The organism is Kushneria phyllosphaerae, from assembly GCF_900312995.1.
GTDB classification, from domain to species: Bacteria; Pseudomonadota; Gammaproteobacteria; order Pseudomonadales; family Halomonadaceae; genus Kushneria; species Kushneria phyllosphaerae.
Window position 1 is genome coordinate 461,163 of record NZ_ONZI01000001.1, and the last position, 14,895, is coordinate 476,057.

The 14,895-nt window shown below is 60.6% G+C and carries 11 protein-coding genes; 6 read left to right on the forward strand and 5 right to left on the reverse strand.

Going from position 1 to position 14,895, the window contains the following annotated elements:
• Positions 1-35 precede the first annotated feature (35 nt).
• The 6 genes from KSP9073_RS02030 to KSP9073_RS02055 all read left to right on the forward strand — a co-directional run bounded on the left by KSP9073_RS02030 (position 36) and on the right by KSP9073_RS02055 (position 8,543).
• Positions 36-1,664 carry a class I SAM-dependent DNA methyltransferase gene (locus KSP9073_RS02030; protein ID WP_108841283.1) on the forward strand — a complete coding sequence of 543 codons (1,629 nt, stop codon included), beginning with the start codon at positions 36-38 and terminating at the stop codon, positions 1,662-1,664.
• Complete coding sequence (locus KSP9073_RS02035) at positions 1,664-3,004, forward strand: restriction endonuclease subunit S (RefSeq protein WP_108841284.1); 1,341 nt, start codon at positions 1,664-1,666, stop codon at positions 3,002-3,004. Before KSP9073_RS02030 ends, KSP9073_RS02035 begins: the two co-directional genes overlap by 1 nt.
• The gene (locus KSP9073_RS02040; protein WP_108841285.1) at positions 3,001-6,231 is read left to right on the forward strand and encodes an AAA domain-containing protein; all 3,231 of its coding nucleotides are present in this window, start codon (positions 3,001-3,003) and stop codon (positions 6,229-6,231) included. Before KSP9073_RS02035 ends, KSP9073_RS02040 begins: the two co-directional genes overlap by 4 nt.
• Before the next feature lie 394 nt (positions 6,232-6,625).
• On the forward strand, positions 6,626-7,147 hold the full coding sequence (locus tag KSP9073_RS02045) for a DUF3455 domain-containing protein (RefSeq protein WP_108841286.1): 522 nt from the start codon (positions 6,626-6,628) through the stop codon (positions 7,145-7,147).
• A 107-nt stretch (positions 7,148-7,254) separates the two neighbouring features.
• Positions 7,255-7,812 carry a sigma-70 family RNA polymerase sigma factor gene (locus KSP9073_RS02050; protein ID WP_243409076.1) on the forward strand — a complete coding sequence of 186 codons (558 nt, stop codon included), beginning with the start codon at positions 7,255-7,257 and terminating at the stop codon, positions 7,810-7,812.
• A complete protein-coding gene (locus KSP9073_RS02055; protein WP_108841288.1) occupies positions 7,809-8,543 on the forward strand; it encodes an anti-sigma factor in 735 nt (244 codons plus the stop codon). The genes KSP9073_RS02050 and KSP9073_RS02055 overlap by 4 nt, the downstream gene beginning before the upstream one ends.
• 187 nt (positions 8,544-8,730) lie before the next feature.
• Here KSP9073_RS02055 and KSP9073_RS02060 read toward each other — a convergent pair whose 3' ends face one another.
• The 5 genes from KSP9073_RS02060 to KSP9073_RS02080 all read right to left on the reverse strand — a co-directional run bounded on the left by KSP9073_RS02060 (position 8,731) and on the right by KSP9073_RS02080 (position 14,685).
• Positions 8,731-11,253: a membrane-bound PQQ-dependent dehydrogenase, glucose/quinate/shikimate family gene (locus KSP9073_RS02060; protein WP_108841289.1), complete on the reverse strand. Its 2,523-nt coding sequence runs from the start codon at positions 11,251-11,253 to the stop codon at positions 8,731-8,733.
• 226 nt (positions 11,254-11,479) lie between these two features.
• Positions 11,480-12,154 (reverse strand): helix-turn-helix transcriptional regulator, encoded by a 675-nt coding sequence (locus KSP9073_RS02065; protein WP_108841290.1) that lies wholly within the window; start codon positions 12,152-12,154, stop codon positions 11,480-11,482.
• Between the two features lie 93 nt (positions 12,155-12,247).
• Complete coding sequence (locus KSP9073_RS02070; RefSeq protein WP_108841291.1) at positions 12,248-13,018, reverse strand: SDR family oxidoreductase; 771 nt, start codon at positions 13,016-13,018, stop codon at positions 12,248-12,250.
• 67 nt (positions 13,019-13,085) lie between these two features.
• Positions 13,086-13,877, reverse strand: a complete 792-nt coding sequence (locus KSP9073_RS02075; protein WP_108841292.1) for an SDR family NAD(P)-dependent oxidoreductase — start codon at positions 13,875-13,877, stop codon at positions 13,086-13,088.
• The gene (locus KSP9073_RS02080; protein WP_108841293.1) at positions 13,867-14,685 is read right to left on the reverse strand and encodes a MoaF C-terminal domain-containing protein; all 819 of its coding nucleotides are present in this window, start codon (positions 14,683-14,685) and stop codon (positions 13,867-13,869) included. Before KSP9073_RS02080 ends, KSP9073_RS02075 begins: the two co-directional genes overlap by 11 nt.
• Positions 14,686-14,895 lie beyond the last annotated feature (210 nt).

The following is a 14,895-nucleotide window of genomic DNA, read 5'->3' on the forward strand; positions in this document are numbered from 1 at the left end:
CCTTGCCAGTCAGGCAAGGGCCGCAAGGCTGAATCATGACCCATAACGACATCGTTCAGAAGCTCTGGAACCTCTGCGACGTGCTGCGCGACGACGGCATCAACTACTCGGACTACGTCACTGAGCTGGTGCTGCTCCTGTTCATCAAGATGGTTCACGAAAACACCGAGGCCGGCACGTTGCAGCGCCACCCGCTGCCCGAAGGCTGTCGCTGGACGGATCTGAACGGCAAATCCGGTCTTAACCTGCTGGACGACTACAAGCGCATTCTGCTGAGCCTCTCCAGCGGCAAGGACGCACACGGCAACGCCGTGCATGACGACCCGTTGATCAGCGCCATCTACGCCGACGCCCAGACCCGCTTGCGCGAGCCGCGCCACCTGGCGCAGATGATCAAGGCACTCGACGGCATCGACTGGTTCAGCGCCCAGGAAGATGGCTTGGGTGATCTCTATGAAGGCCTGCTGGAGAAAAACGCCAACGAGACCAAATCCGGCGCCGGACAGTACTTCACCCCGCGTGCGTTGATCGACTCGATGGTGCGCTGTATTCGGCCACAGGCCGGCGAAAGGATTCAGGACCCGGCCGCGGGCACCGCCGGCTTTCTGATCGCAGCGGATCGCTACATCAAGGATCAGACTGACGATTTGTTCGAACTGGAAGCCCGTGAGCAGGCGTTTCAGAAAAACAAGGCGTTTATCGGCATCGAGCTGGTACCCGGTACCCGACGGCTGGCGCTGATGAACTGCCTGCTGCACGGCATGGAAGGCGATAACGAGGGCGTGGTGCACCTGGGCAACGCCCTGGGCCAGGCCGGTGCGAGCCTTTCCAAGGCCGACGTGATCCTCGCCAACCCGCCCTTTGGCACCAGCAAGGGCGGTGATGCCAGCATCACCCGCGACGACCTGACGTTTAAAACCAGCAACAAGCAGCTCGCCTTTTTGCAGCACATCTACCGCAACCTGAAACCCGGCGGCCGCGCTGCGGTGGTGCTGCCGGATAACGTGCTGTTTGAAGCCGGCGTCGGCGCGGACGTGCGCCGCGACCTGATGGACAAGTGCCACCTGCACACCATCCTTCGCCTGCCCACCGGCATCTTCTACGCCCAGGGCGTGAAGACCAATGTGCTGTTCTTTACCAAAGGCAGCGCGGCGGACAAGCACCAGGACACCGGTTGCACCGACAACGTCTGGGTGTATGACCTGCGCACCAACATGCCGAGCTTCGGCAAGCGAACGCCCTTTGGCAAACAACACCTGACGCCGTTCGAGGCGGTGTATGGCGAGGACTCCAACGGCCGAAGCCCCCGCCAGGAAGGCGAATGGTCGTTCAACGCTGAAGAGATCGCTGTCGACACCGAGGCCACTGACGAAAACCAAGGCGTGAGCGATGACCGCCTCGCCAAATCCCGCTGGCGCTGCTTCTCTCGCGAGTGGATTCGCGACACCAAGGGGGATTCGCTGGATATCAGCTGGCTCAAGGATAAGGACAGCGTCGACGCTAGTGAGCTGCCCGCGCCCGAGGTGCTGGCCGGAGAAGCGATGAGCGAGCTGGTGCAGGCGCTGGGCGAGCTGGATGGGCTGATGCGTGAGTTGGGGGCCGAGGAAGAGGCTGACGGGCAGAGGGTGTTATTGAAGGAAATGATGGGTGGAGAGAACAATTAATGGCCCATTATGAAATGCCAGTCGGATGGCTACGTGTAAAGTTTACTGACGTCCTCGATATTCAAGGAGGTACACAACCGCCTAAAGCTGAATTTATTTCAGATTCCAAAAATGGGTATGTGCGCTTGCTCCAAATTCGCGACTTTGGAAAAAAGCCGGTTCCAACTTACGTTCCAGATACGTCGAAGCTTAAAAAGTGTAATAAAGACGATCTTTTGATTGGAAGATATGGGGCGTCATTAGGTCGAATCTGTACAGGAATGGATGGGGCCTATAACGTAGCCCTCGCCAAGGTTGTTGTTCCACTGTCGATCAACAAGTTTTTTTTGAAAAGTTATTTGGAGTCTGGTTTTTTCCAAAATGGGTTACGGCTTCTTTCAAGGTCCGCTCAAAATGGATTCAATAAAGGCGATCTAGAAGAGTTCGATTTTTTTCTTCCCCCCCTCGCCGAACAAAAGGTCATCGCCGAAAAGCTCGACACCCTGCTGGCGCAGGTGGACAACACCAAAGCCCGCCTCGAACGCATTCCCGAGATACTCAAACGCTTTCACCAATCCGTGCTGGCGGCGGCGGTGAGTGGGCGATTGACGAAAAGTGTTGCTATGTCAGAAAAACCAATAAACGATTTATCTACCGTTATTGGGGGATTAACCAAGAATGCAAAAAGAGCAGAACTTTCGATTAAAAAGCCATACCTTCGTGTAGCAAACGTTTATGAGAACGAATTACGGTTAGATGACATTCAAAAAATAGGTATTAAAGAGAGCGAACTTTCAAAAGGGCTTCTCCAAACTGGCGATCTTTTAATTGTTGAAGGAAATGGCAGCATCGATCAAATAGGGCGAGTTGCTTTATGGCAAGGAGAAATTAAAGAATGCATGCACCAAAATCATTTAATAAAGGTGCGATTAAATAAGCAAATTCTTCATCCTCGATTCGCCTTGTTCTTTTTGATGTCTCCAGTAGGAAAAGAGAGAATCGTTGAAAAAGCAACATCAGGTGCAGGACTTTATACATTAAGTATTTCCAAGGTATCAGCGATTAAAGTTCCTATTTTTAATCTCGAAGAACAGACCGAAATCGTCCGCCGGGTCGATCAGCTCTTCGCCTACGCCGATACCGTCGAGCGTCAGGTCAACAGCGCCCTGGAACGCGTCAACCAGCTCACCCAGTCGATCCTCGCCAAGGCCTTTCGCGGCGAGCTAACCGCCCAGTGGCGGGCGGATAATCCCGAGCTGATCAGCGGCGACAACAGCGCCGAGGCGCTGCTGGAAAGAATCAAGGCGGAGCGCGCCGCGCAGGCGCCGACCAAACGTACCCGGAAGAAGGCCTCGGCATGACTACTTCCTCCCCGTCCTCATCCGAATACGCCGAGCGCATCCTGTCGTTCTGGCACAAGGTCGAGTTTTTCGAATCCGCCGAGTTGAAGGACGTCGAGCACGGCAAGGGTGCGATCCACTATCGCAGCGATGGGCTGTTGAACGCCCCGGGCTGCCTGCCGTGGCTTGATCGACAGGTCATACGTCGTGCCGGCGACAAATACCGCGTGAAGAATGCCTATCGCTTCAAGCTTTATCTGGGCGTGTTCGAGCGCAGTGAAATTTTTCGCGTGGCGCGCGAGGCGTATTCGGATGACAACGAGGACTGGGAGGAGCGCAGTCGAGAGAGTGGGAAAACCTGTTCGCTGACGGTCATGGTGCGAGAAGACGGCACTCTGGATCGGGACAGTTTTGAAATCTCCACCGCGCCCTGGGTGTTGGGCGCGCTGCAGCAAGGCACGCTTGATGACATCACCATGGCGGCGTTCGAGACAGCCACCGGGATGTTCCGCGAGCGCCTGACCACTATTTTGAACGTCGCAGACAACCTCAAGCGCGAGCATGATTTGCCTCCGGTGCTGAGCACCTTCGAGATTATCGAGATGCTCAAGGCGATGCAGGGCTGGACGGCCTTCGCGCCCGAGAGCGATGCCCCGGCGCTGGTGGTGCAGCTTCTACCGGGCAGCTGGAAAAACAGCACTGCCAGCGATGTGAAGGAGGCTCTGGCGTGGGTCGCGATGGATCAATTGGCCGAGCGCCTTGAGGCGCCCTCGGATGACGTCTCAAACACGCCCTCCGAGCCGGCGGCAACCGACGAGCCGGCCGATATCATCAATGAGATCGCCATTCTCAACAGCTTCTTTATTCGCGATCTGGAGAGAATCCTTCGACAGCTGAAGTACGGGACGCTGGCGCCGGGCTCGCCCCTGACACGCTATCTCCAGGGTGGTTGTGATCAGTACCCTGATCTTTTGCGTCCGGAAGGCAAGAAAGTGCTGATGGAGCATCTGGCGCCAGCGTGCATGCCGGCCGGCCGCTGGCCTGGTGAAGACAAGCACTCGATGAGCCTGATGCAGCAGTTTGCCATCAATACCATCGACCAGGAGCTGGAAGAGACCGGTCTTTACTCCGTCAACGGCCCGCCCGGTACCGGCAAGACCACCATGCTGCGTGATCTGGTGGCCCGTAACGTGGTCAAGCGTGCCGAGGTACTGGTCTCGCTCTCCGCTTCCGGTGCTGCGTTCGGAGAGGACGTCAAGGTCAACATTAATGATCAGCTCAAGAGCATCAGAACTCTGGTGCCGGAGCTTGCCGGCTTCGAGATGGTGGTGGTGTCCAGCAACAACGCCGCGGTCGAAAACGTCACCCGCGAACTGCCGCAGTCAAAGGCGCTGGGGAGCGCCTACCAGGACCTGATGTATCTCAAACCGGTGGCACAGAAGCTGGCGGCTGCGCATGACAAGCAAAGCGATGGACTGCATGTAAAACCGCTGGCGCCTCAACAGGTGTGCTGGGGGCTAATTGCGACCTCGCTGGGCAAAAAGGCCAATCGGGACTGCTTCGGGGAACGGGTCTTTTTCAAGCCTATCAACAAGTGTGAGGTGCACGAGGGCGCCGAAGGCTATTCAACGCTGATTCCTGCGCTCAAGCAGCTGGCAGAGGGCCGAGACGCCGAGCGTGATTTTCACATTGCGCAGCAGGCGTTCAATACTGCCAGCGAGAATGTGGCGCAAATACAGCAGGATCTGAAACGGCTGCAGGGCCTGCAGCAGCTTGAGCGGAATATCAATACGAGCAGGCGTCGCCTGGATTATCAGCGCCGCATGACGTCACGGCTGGCGCTATGGGAAAGCGGGATCGAGACCAGAAGCGTTCGACTCTGGCCGCCGGGGCCGTTTTTCAGGCACCGGGCAACACTTAAGCGCGTCAGACAAAAGCTCCGGCATGCCGAGCAGAGCGTCGAACTCGGTCAGCAGCGACTGGATGACCTTCAGCGTCGGAGGAACGCCGAGCGCGATGAATGCGCTTCCTTGTTGGAGACCTATGCCGACGCCCTGTTGCCGGATGACACGCTGGATCTGGAAGCGGCCGAGATACAGCGCACCTCATTTGGGCACTGCGAAGCACTCAATCAGGCACGGGGCCAGCTGACGGCGCGAGCCTTTGAATTGCATCAGGCTTGGCTGGTAGCGGCGTATGCCGGCAACAACAGGCTAATGGAGACGCTGAATCTGCTGATGACCATGATCAATGGCGGCGTCAGGGATCGCGAGGCAGCGCGGGCGCTCTGGCAGATGCTGTTCATGATTGTCCCGGTGGTGTCATCGACGTTTGCCTCGGTGGCCAGTCAGTTTCGGGCGCTTACTGAGGGCGAGATCGGCTGGCTGTTCGTGGACGAGGCCGGGCAGGCCTCACCGCAGCAGGCCGTAGGAGCGCTCTGGCGAGCCAGGCGGGCCGTGGTGGTGGGCGACCCGCTGCAGATTGAGCCGGTATTTACCGTGCCCGCCGGTCTGGTCGAGGCGATGGCCAAGGATGCGTTCGATCGCGATTGGTACAAGTGGTCGCCGACAGTGTCATCGGTGCAGGTTGTGGCCGACCGCGCCAATCCCTACGGCACGAAGGAAATATCCGATGAGTTCTGGGTCGGTAGTCCGCTACGGGTGCATCGTCGCTGCGATGAGCCGATGTTCAGTATCGCCAATCGCATCGCCTACAACGACAAGATGCTTCACGGTAACGACGATTTGGCAGCCGGGCCGGGGGACAGTCGCTGGTTTGATGTAGAAGGCCAGACCCGGGGCAAGCACTATGTACCGGACCAGGCGTTAAAGGTTGCCGATATGCTCAATCCGCATATCAGAAATAAAAGCGAGATACCCAACGTCTACATCATTTCCCCCTTCAAGGCGGTGGCCCAGGGCCTTCAGACCGATCTGGCAAAACTGCTGGATGCCAACGCCTTTGGCGGCGCGAGTGAACTTCGCAAATGGCTCAAGGCGCGCGTCGGGACAGTACATACCTTCCAGGGCAAGGAGGAGGACAGCGTCATTCTGGTGCTGGGGCTTTCCAGCGAGTCGCCGGGTGCTGCCGAATGGGCCTCCGGTAAACCGAACCTGCTTAATGTGGCCCTTACGCGCGCCAAAAAGCGCGTCTATGTGGTGGGCAGTACGGAGATATGGGGCAGTAAACAGTACTTCTCAGAAGCCTGTGAGAAGCTGCCGATTCAGGCGGTTGCTGACCACGGTTGAAATCTCTGATAGCCGCCTGGGAACATGGATCGATAGAATGATCGATCCATGTTCCCGAATTTTTAACAGGCACTATCCAAAAGATCCTGCGTCAGAAACGCCCTGATCTGTGGCCAGATTTCCTGAATAGACGCTTTTGCTCAACCAGCTTCTGGTCGCACCATCCTGAACGCCACCACACTCCTCCCACCCCCCATTTTTACGCCCTACCCCTGAAATCTGTCTCGATATTTTACGCCCGCCGATATCAAAACCCCGCCCAGTGGCCCACCGCCCGACCCTGAAAAAAAGTTGCTCTTCTCTGCATCCATTAGCGGTTGTTGATGGTAATCCATGGGCAAGGCGACTTGCCTTGCCCTATTGCAGTCAATGATGACATGCCAGGAGAGTACCCATGACAACCCGGAAATTGGTCAGCATCACGTTCACCGCCGCCCTGTTTGGCGGACTGAGTCTGAGCGCGCTTGCCGACAAGGCACCCGAGGAAGTTCAGGTTCCGGAAGGCAACAGGATCGCCATGGAAACGGTCGGCGTCGGTAATATCACCTATGCCTGTGAAATGAAGGACGGCGCCCTGGCGTGGGTGTTCAAGGGCCCGGACGCGGTGCTCAATGATGCCGACGGCAAGCAGGTGGGCACCTACTACGGCCCACCGGCCACCTGGGAATCCAGTGATGGCTCAAAAATCACCGGGTCCGAAGTCGGCAAGGCCTCCGGCGGTGACGGCAATATTCCGCTGCAGCTGGTCAAGGCCAACCCAGCCGAAGGTGAAGGCCACATGACCGACGTGACCTACGTGCAGCGCCTGAATACCCAGGGCGGCGTGGCGCCCGATATGGCCTGCAGCGCTGACAATCAGGGCGATACCGAAATCGTCGAATATCAGGCGGACTACAACTTCTTTAAGGCAAGCTGATCGCTTGAGAAAGGGTCGTCTTAATGCGGGCTCGCCACGGCGGGCCCGCTTTTCGTAGACTGTCGCTCGAGGGCCCCGTGAGTGGGCTCGATGCAAGGAACGCTCGAGTGACTGACCATCATCACGATCACGGCCGACTGCTTGTCGCCTGCGCCGAGGGGGATCAAGGCGCCCTGCAGACGCTTTATCAGCTGGAAGGCGCCTGCCTGCTGGGCGTGGTGCAGCGTATTGTTCACGACCGCGCCGTCGCTGAAGACATCATCCACGATGCCTTCGTCAATATCTGGACCCGGTCGCATACCTTTGATGCCGGGCGAGGCTCCGGCAGGACCTGGATGTTCAGCGTCGCCCGCCATCTGGCGTTGAATCACGTTCGTCGGCAGGGTCGGGAAGTGACGGTAAACGACGATCACGCTGAACGGCTCGAGGCAGAGCGCTCGCTGGACGCCGGCACGGCGATGGAAGATACCTTCGACTGGCAGGGCCGTGGCGATCTCGACCGCTGCCTGAGCGCGCTTGAACCCGAACGACGCAACTGTCTGTTTCACGCCTACGTTGACGGCTACAGCCACTCGGAGATCGCCGAGCGGCTGGATCGGCCGCTGGGCACCGTCAAGGCCTGGATAAAACGCAGCCTTCACACGCTGCGCGAGTGTCTTTCATGAGCGATGATTCGCTAAACCCCCATACTGCTGAAGCCCTTGACGATCTTGCCGGTGAGTACGTGCTCGGCACGCTCGATGATGAGGCACGCCGTTCACTCGAGCGGCGCCTGCCCCACGAGCCTGCCCTGCAGGAGGCCATCACGCGATGGGAATCGCGGCTGACGCCGTATGCCAGCATGGTCGAGCCGCTTCCCCCGCCCCCGGAGCTCTGGGCACGTATCGAGCACACCGTTTCCGAGCATCCGATGAGTGCAGAGGCCGCGCCGTGCCCTTCCCGAGGGTCCGGGCTGTGGCAGGGGCTCTGGCAGAGCCTTGCCCTGTGGCGTGGCGTCAGCATGGCAAGCCTTGCCGTCGTGCTGGGGCTGGCACTATGGCTTTTCTCCGGGGTGGCCGACACGCGCTATCTGGTCGTGCTGGCGACCCCGCAGCACACTCAGGCCGGGTGGGTGATCCAGGCGGCCTCACAGCGTGACATTGAGCTGATTCCCCTCGAAGAGTTCAGGGTACCCGCCGGAAAGACGCTGGAGTTCTGGACCAAAGCCGATGACTGGAGCGGCCCGGTGTCACTCGGGCTGGTGGACGCCAACGGGCCTCGTCGTCTCAGGCTTAAAAACCTCCCGCCGCTTGAGAAGAATCAGCTTTTCGAACTTACCCTTGAAGAGAGCGGGGGCTCGCCGCTGAACCGCCCGACCGGCCCCATCCAGTTCATTGGACGCGCCGTCTCGCTTTAGGCGGGCTGAATCACCTGCACGGTCATTTCAAATCGAGGCTATGTCGACCACAGGGTCTTCTGACAAAAACGGGTGAGATAAAAAAAGCTCGGCATCTGCCGAGCTTTTTGATTGCGATGACATCGCCTGGTCCATCGGTGGATAAAAGGAAAACCAGCGCCCCGAAGGGCGCTGTCCCTTCGACGATTTACTCCGGCAGCGCGTACGTCAGCACGTAGTCCCCTGACGGCGTTTCCATGAAGTGGTGGCCGGTGGCCACGATCATCAGATACTCACGACCGTTGGCCTCATACACCAGCGGATTGGCCTGGCCGCCTGCCGGCAGCGGCGCGCTCCACAGCGTTTCACCGCTTTCAATGTCGATGGCCCGAATCAGGTCATCGGTCGCCGCGGCAATGAAGATCAGGCCGCCGGCGGTGACGGCCGAGCCCCCGTTGTTGGGCGTGCCGATGTTGATCGGCAGTCCGGAGCGGATGCCCCAGGGGCCGTTGGCACGGGCAGTGCCCAGCGGGCGGTCCCACAGCGTGTTGCCGGAGGCCACATCGACGGCGCGAATATGACCGTAGGGCGGCTGCTTGCAGAGCAGGCCGGTGTAGGGCACGCGCCAGCCGGCGTTGACGTTGACGGCGTAGGGCGTATTGGCCTGCGGGTCCCCTGCCCCTTCGGCGCCGCCGTCGTCCTTTTGCATTTCCTCACGCGGCTTCCAGCCGTACTCGTTGGCCTTCTCGCGCGGCACCAGGATGTTGTAGTTGGGCATGTCGTTGTAGTTGGCAATCAGCACGCCGCGGTTGGGGTCGATGGCGATGCTGCCCCAGTCCGATCCGCCGTTGTAGCCGGTGTATTCGACCCAGTGGCGATCGGCGGTCGGCGGGGTGTACATGCCCTCGTAGCTGGCGTTCTGGAACTGGATGCGACAGAACATCTGATCAAAGGGTGACATGCCCCACATGTCGCGCTCGGTCAGCTCGGGCTGCTCCAGGGTGTGATAGAGCGAGTACGGCTGGGTTTTCGAGCGCTGCTCGGGCTCGACGCCGCCCTGCGGCACCTGACGTTCTTCTGCGCCACCGCCGAGCAGTTCACCGCTTCGCCGATCAAACACGTAGATGCCGCCCTGTTTGGTGGGCATGACCACGGCCGGCACGCGGCCGTTGTCGGTAGGAAAGTCGATCAGCGTGGGCTGGGAGCCGGGGTCGTAATCCCAGACATCCTTGTGTGCGGTCTGGAATTTCCACTTCGGCAGTCCGGTGGTCACATCCAGCGCCACCATTGAGCTTGCCCATTCATTCTCGGCGGGCGTGCGCGAGCCGCTCCAGTAGTCCGCCGCCGAGTTGGCCATCGGCAGATAGACCAGCCCCAGCTTGTTGTCGCCCACCGCCGTGGTCCACATGTTGGGGGAGCCGCGCACGTAGGTGTCATCACCGCTGAGCGGCTCGCTTTGGTCCGGCCGGCCGGCATCCCAGGCCCACTCGAGTTCACCGGTCACGGCGTTATAGCCCTTGATCACGCCGGAGGGCGGATAGCGACGCTGGCCATCCAGCACCTGATGGCCGGTGACCAGCACGCCATCGACAATCACCGGCGCCGAGTTGATGGAGACATAGCCCGGCGGGGTCTCGCCCATGTTCTGCTTGATATCGACCTGGCCGTTGTCACCGAAATCGGTACAGGGCTTGCCGGTTTCGGCATCCACGGCAATGATGCGACCATCCAGCGTGCCCGAGAAAATGCGCGTGCGGCACTGCTGCGCACCGCTATTGGATGATGCGGCAGCGACGCTTTCGGCACCGTCATCAGGGGTTGCGGCGCTGTCATCGCTCAGGGCCGCCGTGCGGTTCGTGTCTGCGCTGTTATCCTGTGCCGGGGCGTTTTCCGGCACCTGATAGTAGGTGACGCCGCGGCAGGCCGCGGTATAGGGGATGGCATCTTCCGAGACCTGAGGATCATGGCGCCAGCGCTCTTCACCGGTGGCGGCGTTCAGCGAGATCAGGATATTGCGCGAGGTGCACAGATAGACGCTGTTGCCGATCTTCAGTGGCGTGGTTTCGGCGCCCCAGCGATGATCGAGCAGATCCCCGGTGCGATAGGTCCAGGCAGGCTCGAGCTGGCCGACGTTGTCGGGTGTGATCTGGTTCAGCGAGGTATAGCGGGTGGCGGCGTTGTCACCACCATAGGCGGCCCAGTCGCCGCGTGCGGGCTGATCTGCCGGCTGGGTATTGCCGGTATCCGTGGCCAGCGACGCCGACTGCGGGCCGGGCACCTCGCCGGAGTGGGAAAAATCGTGGGGTAGAAAGGCCAGCGCCCCGGCACCGGCCAGGGCCAGCGTCAGCACGCCGGCGGTCAAAAAGGAGGCGCGTCGCGAGGCGAAGTCAGTGGTCCGGTACGCCACCAGTGCGACCAGAATGGCGAGGATCAGCACCACGTCCATGCGCGGGATCCAGCGCCAGTAGTTGAGCCCCGACTCCCAGGCCGCCCAGGCCAGTGAGCCGATAAAAACCGCGATATAGACCAGCACCCCGGCGCGGCGCCTTGTGGCCAGCAGCCCACCGGCCAGAAGCATGCCGATGCCGGCCAGCAGGTAGTACCAGGAGCCGCCGACAAGTGCCAGCCAGGCACCCCCCACCGTCATGGCAAGGCCCACCAGCGCCACCAGCGCCCCGACCAGTAACAGCGCGATATCGCGCCGTCGTTCGTTCCCTGAAGATGTTCCCATGTCGCTCTCCCTTGCACTTGTCATTATTCGGGCGTGCTTGTTTATGGCTTAACGGCTCACCCGTCATGTCAGCCTGGCCCTGTTTCTAATAAAAAGAAACTGGATCAAGGTGGAGAGCTTCGGCATGGCGATCGTCAAAGCGTTCACTGCCTCGCTCATATCCTTGCAGCGAATGAGGGCGTGCCATCGAGAGCCGTCAGGGGAGCGTCGTACAGAGGATGTCGTCTTACAGATAGAGCCGGCTGACCAGTTCGGTGCGATTGGCGACGCCCAGTTTGCGGTAGAGGTGATCCAGGTGGGTCTTGACCGTGGAGGGCGCAATGCCGAGCTCGCGGGCCATGGCCTTGTTGCTCAGGCCGTGACGGATCAACTCGGCCAGCTGGGCTTCTCTGGCGGTCAGGGCCGGCGACGGCGATAGCGTCTCCTCGGCGTGCTGCAGGGCGGGCGGGCGCTGATCGACGGCCAGCTGCATCATCTCCTGCAGGGACTGAAGCGTTGCCATCTCGGCGCGGGTGAAACGCCCGTGTTCGGAGCGGCGCAGCAGGGAGAGACCGAGCACGGGGCGACCGCGGGCGTGAAAGAGCACCTCGGCGATATCGACCACGTCATGCTGGCGTAAAAAGCCCTGATATCGCCGATTGCGGGCTTCCGATTGAAAGGCCAGCCCCTCATCGAGCAACAGCACCTGACGGCCGGTCTGCAGACAGTGTCCGGGTTGCAGGGGGTCAAGATGGCGATAGCGCTCAAGATAGAGATCATGGGTCGAGCGGGCATCCCCGGCGAGCTGAAAGTCGCGGGCGCTCAGGGTGTCGTCGATGGTATAGAACGCGGCCAGCGATGCCGGAACGGCGCGGGTAAAGGCGCGCAGACAGGGTGTGCCAAGGGTCTGGACGTGAGACATGAGGGGCCGACTCCGTGTCGAGCAATGTCGACAACATAACGAGCCGGCCATGGGCGGGCAACGAGAATCTGTGGACCAATGGTCCAATGCGGCCTAGCCGAGGGCGGTCACGCTCTCCGGCAGCAGTGCGCCGCCATCGACAATGATGGTCTGGCCGGTGATGTATCGCGCCAGATCGGAGCCCAGAAACAGCATGGCGTTGGCAATGTCTTCCGGCGCGCCCAGACGCCCCAGCGGGATGCCGCGTTCCAGACTCTGGCTGTGCTCGTCATCACCGAGATTGTCCATCGCCGGTGTGCGGATCATGCCCGGCTCGACGCCGTTGATGCGGATGTTGGATCCGCCCATTTCAAGCGCCGTATTACGGATAAAACCATTCACGGCGGCCTTGGAGGCGGCGTAGTGGGTCAGACCCGGATAGGCGACCCGGTTACCGGTGACCGAGGAGGTACACAGGATCACACCGCTGCCCTTTTGCTTGAAATACGGCAGCAGCGCCTGGGTCATCCAGAACAGCGACTGCACGTTGACGGCAAAGGTGCGCTCGACCCGTTCGCGGGTGAGTTCCTCGAACGGTGTCAGCGGGAAGTAGCCGGCGTTGTGCACTAAAACGTCGATCGGGTCGCTGCCCTCTATCATGGCACGGGTGGCGGCCGCGTCGGACAGATCCACGGCGTGGGCCTGAACCTGATGCCCGGCGGCCGTGAGCTTCTCGGCCACGGCGCGGGCCTGGTCTTCGTTGATATCGGCCAGCGTCACGCGGGCACCGGCCTGGGCAAAGCGAGTCACGATGGCTTCCCCGATGCCCTGGGCGCCGCCGGTGACCAGCACGTGCTGACCGCTGTAATCGATGCTGATACTCATGAGTGAGCTCCTGTCATAAAGGAGAAACGGTCGGGCCATCCGCCGCCCGGCCGAGGGGACAAGGGGGTTACGACAGCGCCTCGAAGGCCAGCGTGGGCATGTCGACGATATGCGAGCCGCCGTCTGCCATGATCATGGCGCCGGTAATGATGGCGGAAGCCGGGCCGATCAAAAAGGCGCAGACCTCGGCGATCTCGTGGGCACTGGCCGCCCGGCGCAGCGGCACGTGACGCGTTACGCGGGCGTAGGCATCATCAAGTGACTCCTGATAGTGCGCCATCAGCGGCTGCATCTCTTCATCGGCCATCGGCGTTCGAATCCAGCCCGGGCAGACGCAGTTGACCCGAACCCCGTGTGGGCCGTAATCGCGGGCCAGCGAGCGGGTCAGACCGACCAGCGCATGCTTGGCCGTGGTGTAGCCGCAGATGTCACCACCGGCCTGAAACGAGGCCAGAGACCCCAGCAGTACCAGAGTGCCCCGTTGTTCGATCAGATGCGGCAGGCAGGCGCGGGCGCTGTAAAAGGCCGTGTCCAGATTCAGCCGCATCGCCTGCTGCCAGTCCTGCTCGGACATGTCGGTGGCCGCGCCCAGATCGTGACCGCCGGCGCTGCAGATCAAACTGTCGATACGCCCGAAGGTCTCGATGATGCGCGCGCAAAATCCTGCCCACTCGCTGGCGCTGGCGGCATCGCCGGCCAGCACCAGCCCGCCGATCTCCTCGGCCAGTGCCTCAAGCGGTTCACGTCGACGGCCGATCAGGACCACGTTGTGACCCAGAGCGGCCTGCTGGCGCGCACAGGCTTCCCCCACGCCGGTGCCAGCACCGGTAATGACGATGGTTCTGGTCTCAGCGCTCATCGGGATACTCCGTTTTGTTCAGGCGGTTGCAAAAGGAGGCGACCGGGAAATTGGCCAGTGGCGCCTCTTCGGTATCGCCCACGCCGAAGATCTTGCCGTCGCTGCGGTGGTTCTGCTCATCGATCATGACGATGCCAAGGGTAGGCACAATCTTTTCACGCCAGATGAACAGATAAAGATCGTCGGTGATCTTGTAGTAGTGACACGCGTCGGTGTCACAGAGGTTTTTTTCCACTCCCTTGAGGCAGTGCCAGGTGTAGAAATGCTCGTTGAGATAGACGTGCTCATACATCTCGGTCGGGCTGTAGCGATAGAGATTGCGCACGCCGATCAGTTCATCGGTCAGCGCATGCGGGCAGGCGCCGTCGCTAAAGGGCCGGTTCAGGGTGCCGTGGCTGATTTCGGCTTTGACGTCGGTCAGCGCTCGACCGCCAAGGGCGCGCTCGTAGAGACCCGTTTTGATGACATCGAAGGTGGGCAGGGTGCCGGTGACCTGGGTATAGCTGTCGCTCAGCGTATCCAGTACCACGGTGCAGGACGTGGTCGGCCGGGTGCGTTCGTCCAGCCAGTCGAGCAGATAGACCCCTTGGCGCAGTGAGGTGACGCGCGCCTTGACCGCTTCGCCGTCGTCGACGCGCAGCCGGTCATGCTCGATGTCGAGGCGGCGGACATTGCCGCTGGCGTCGTGCAGCTCGAGCGTTCTGCCGCCGAGATCGACCGAGTGGTCCAGTGCATAGGAATCGGTCTCGAAGCCCTTTTCAAGGCCGGTCACCGAGATCCAGTCCGTGGGGGAATTGGCGGTTGTCATGGAACAACTCCTGATCATCGTGAAAGGGGGAACGCTTTCATCCTTGCTCGTCGGTGACTATCGGCGCCATCCACCGAATGGGGGAGGTCGGCGCAACGTTGGTGGGCAAGGCAGGGAAAGGAAAATTTCTGGCAGGAGAAAACAAGAATGCCGTGCCCGGCAGGCGCAGATTGGATGATGGGGCCTGAATGCCATCGCGAATGTCAGGCC

Excerpts from the sequence above, each read along its gene's own strand:
- KSP9073_RS02030 (WP_108841283.1), top strand. The coding sequence starts at position 36 with ATGACCCATAACGACATCGTTCAGAAGCTCTGGAACCTCTGCGACGTG.
- KSP9073_RS02035 (WP_108841284.1), top strand. The coding sequence starts at position 1,664 with ATGGCCCATTATGAAATGCCAGTCGGATGGCTACGTGTAAAGTTTACT.
- KSP9073_RS02040 (WP_108841285.1), top strand. The coding sequence starts at position 3,001 with ATGACTACTTCCTCCCCGTCCTCATCCGAATACGCCGAGCGCATCCTG.
- KSP9073_RS02045 (WP_108841286.1), top strand. The coding sequence starts at position 6,626 with ATGACAACCCGGAAATTGGTCAGCATCACGTTCACCGCCGCCCTGTTT.
- KSP9073_RS02055 (WP_108841288.1), top strand. The coding sequence starts at position 7,809 with ATGAGCGATGATTCGCTAAACCCCCATACTGCTGAAGCCCTTGACGAT.
- KSP9073_RS02060 (WP_108841289.1), bottom strand. The coding sequence starts at position 11,253 with ATGGGAACATCTTCAGGGAACGAACGACGGCGCGATATCGCGCTGTTA.
- KSP9073_RS02065 (WP_108841290.1), bottom strand. The coding sequence starts at position 12,154 with ATGTCTCACGTCCAGACCCTTGGCACACCCTGTCTGCGCGCCTTTACC.
- KSP9073_RS02070 (WP_108841291.1), bottom strand. The coding sequence starts at position 13,018 with ATGAGTATCAGCATCGATTACAGCGGTCAGCACGTGCTGGTCACCGGC.
- KSP9073_RS02075 (WP_108841292.1), bottom strand. The coding sequence starts at position 13,877 with ATGAGCGCTGAGACCAGAACCATCGTCATTACCGGTGCTGGCACCGGC.
- KSP9073_RS02080 (WP_108841293.1), bottom strand. The coding sequence starts at position 14,685 with ATGACAACCGCCAATTCCCCCACGGACTGGATCTCGGTGACCGGCCTT.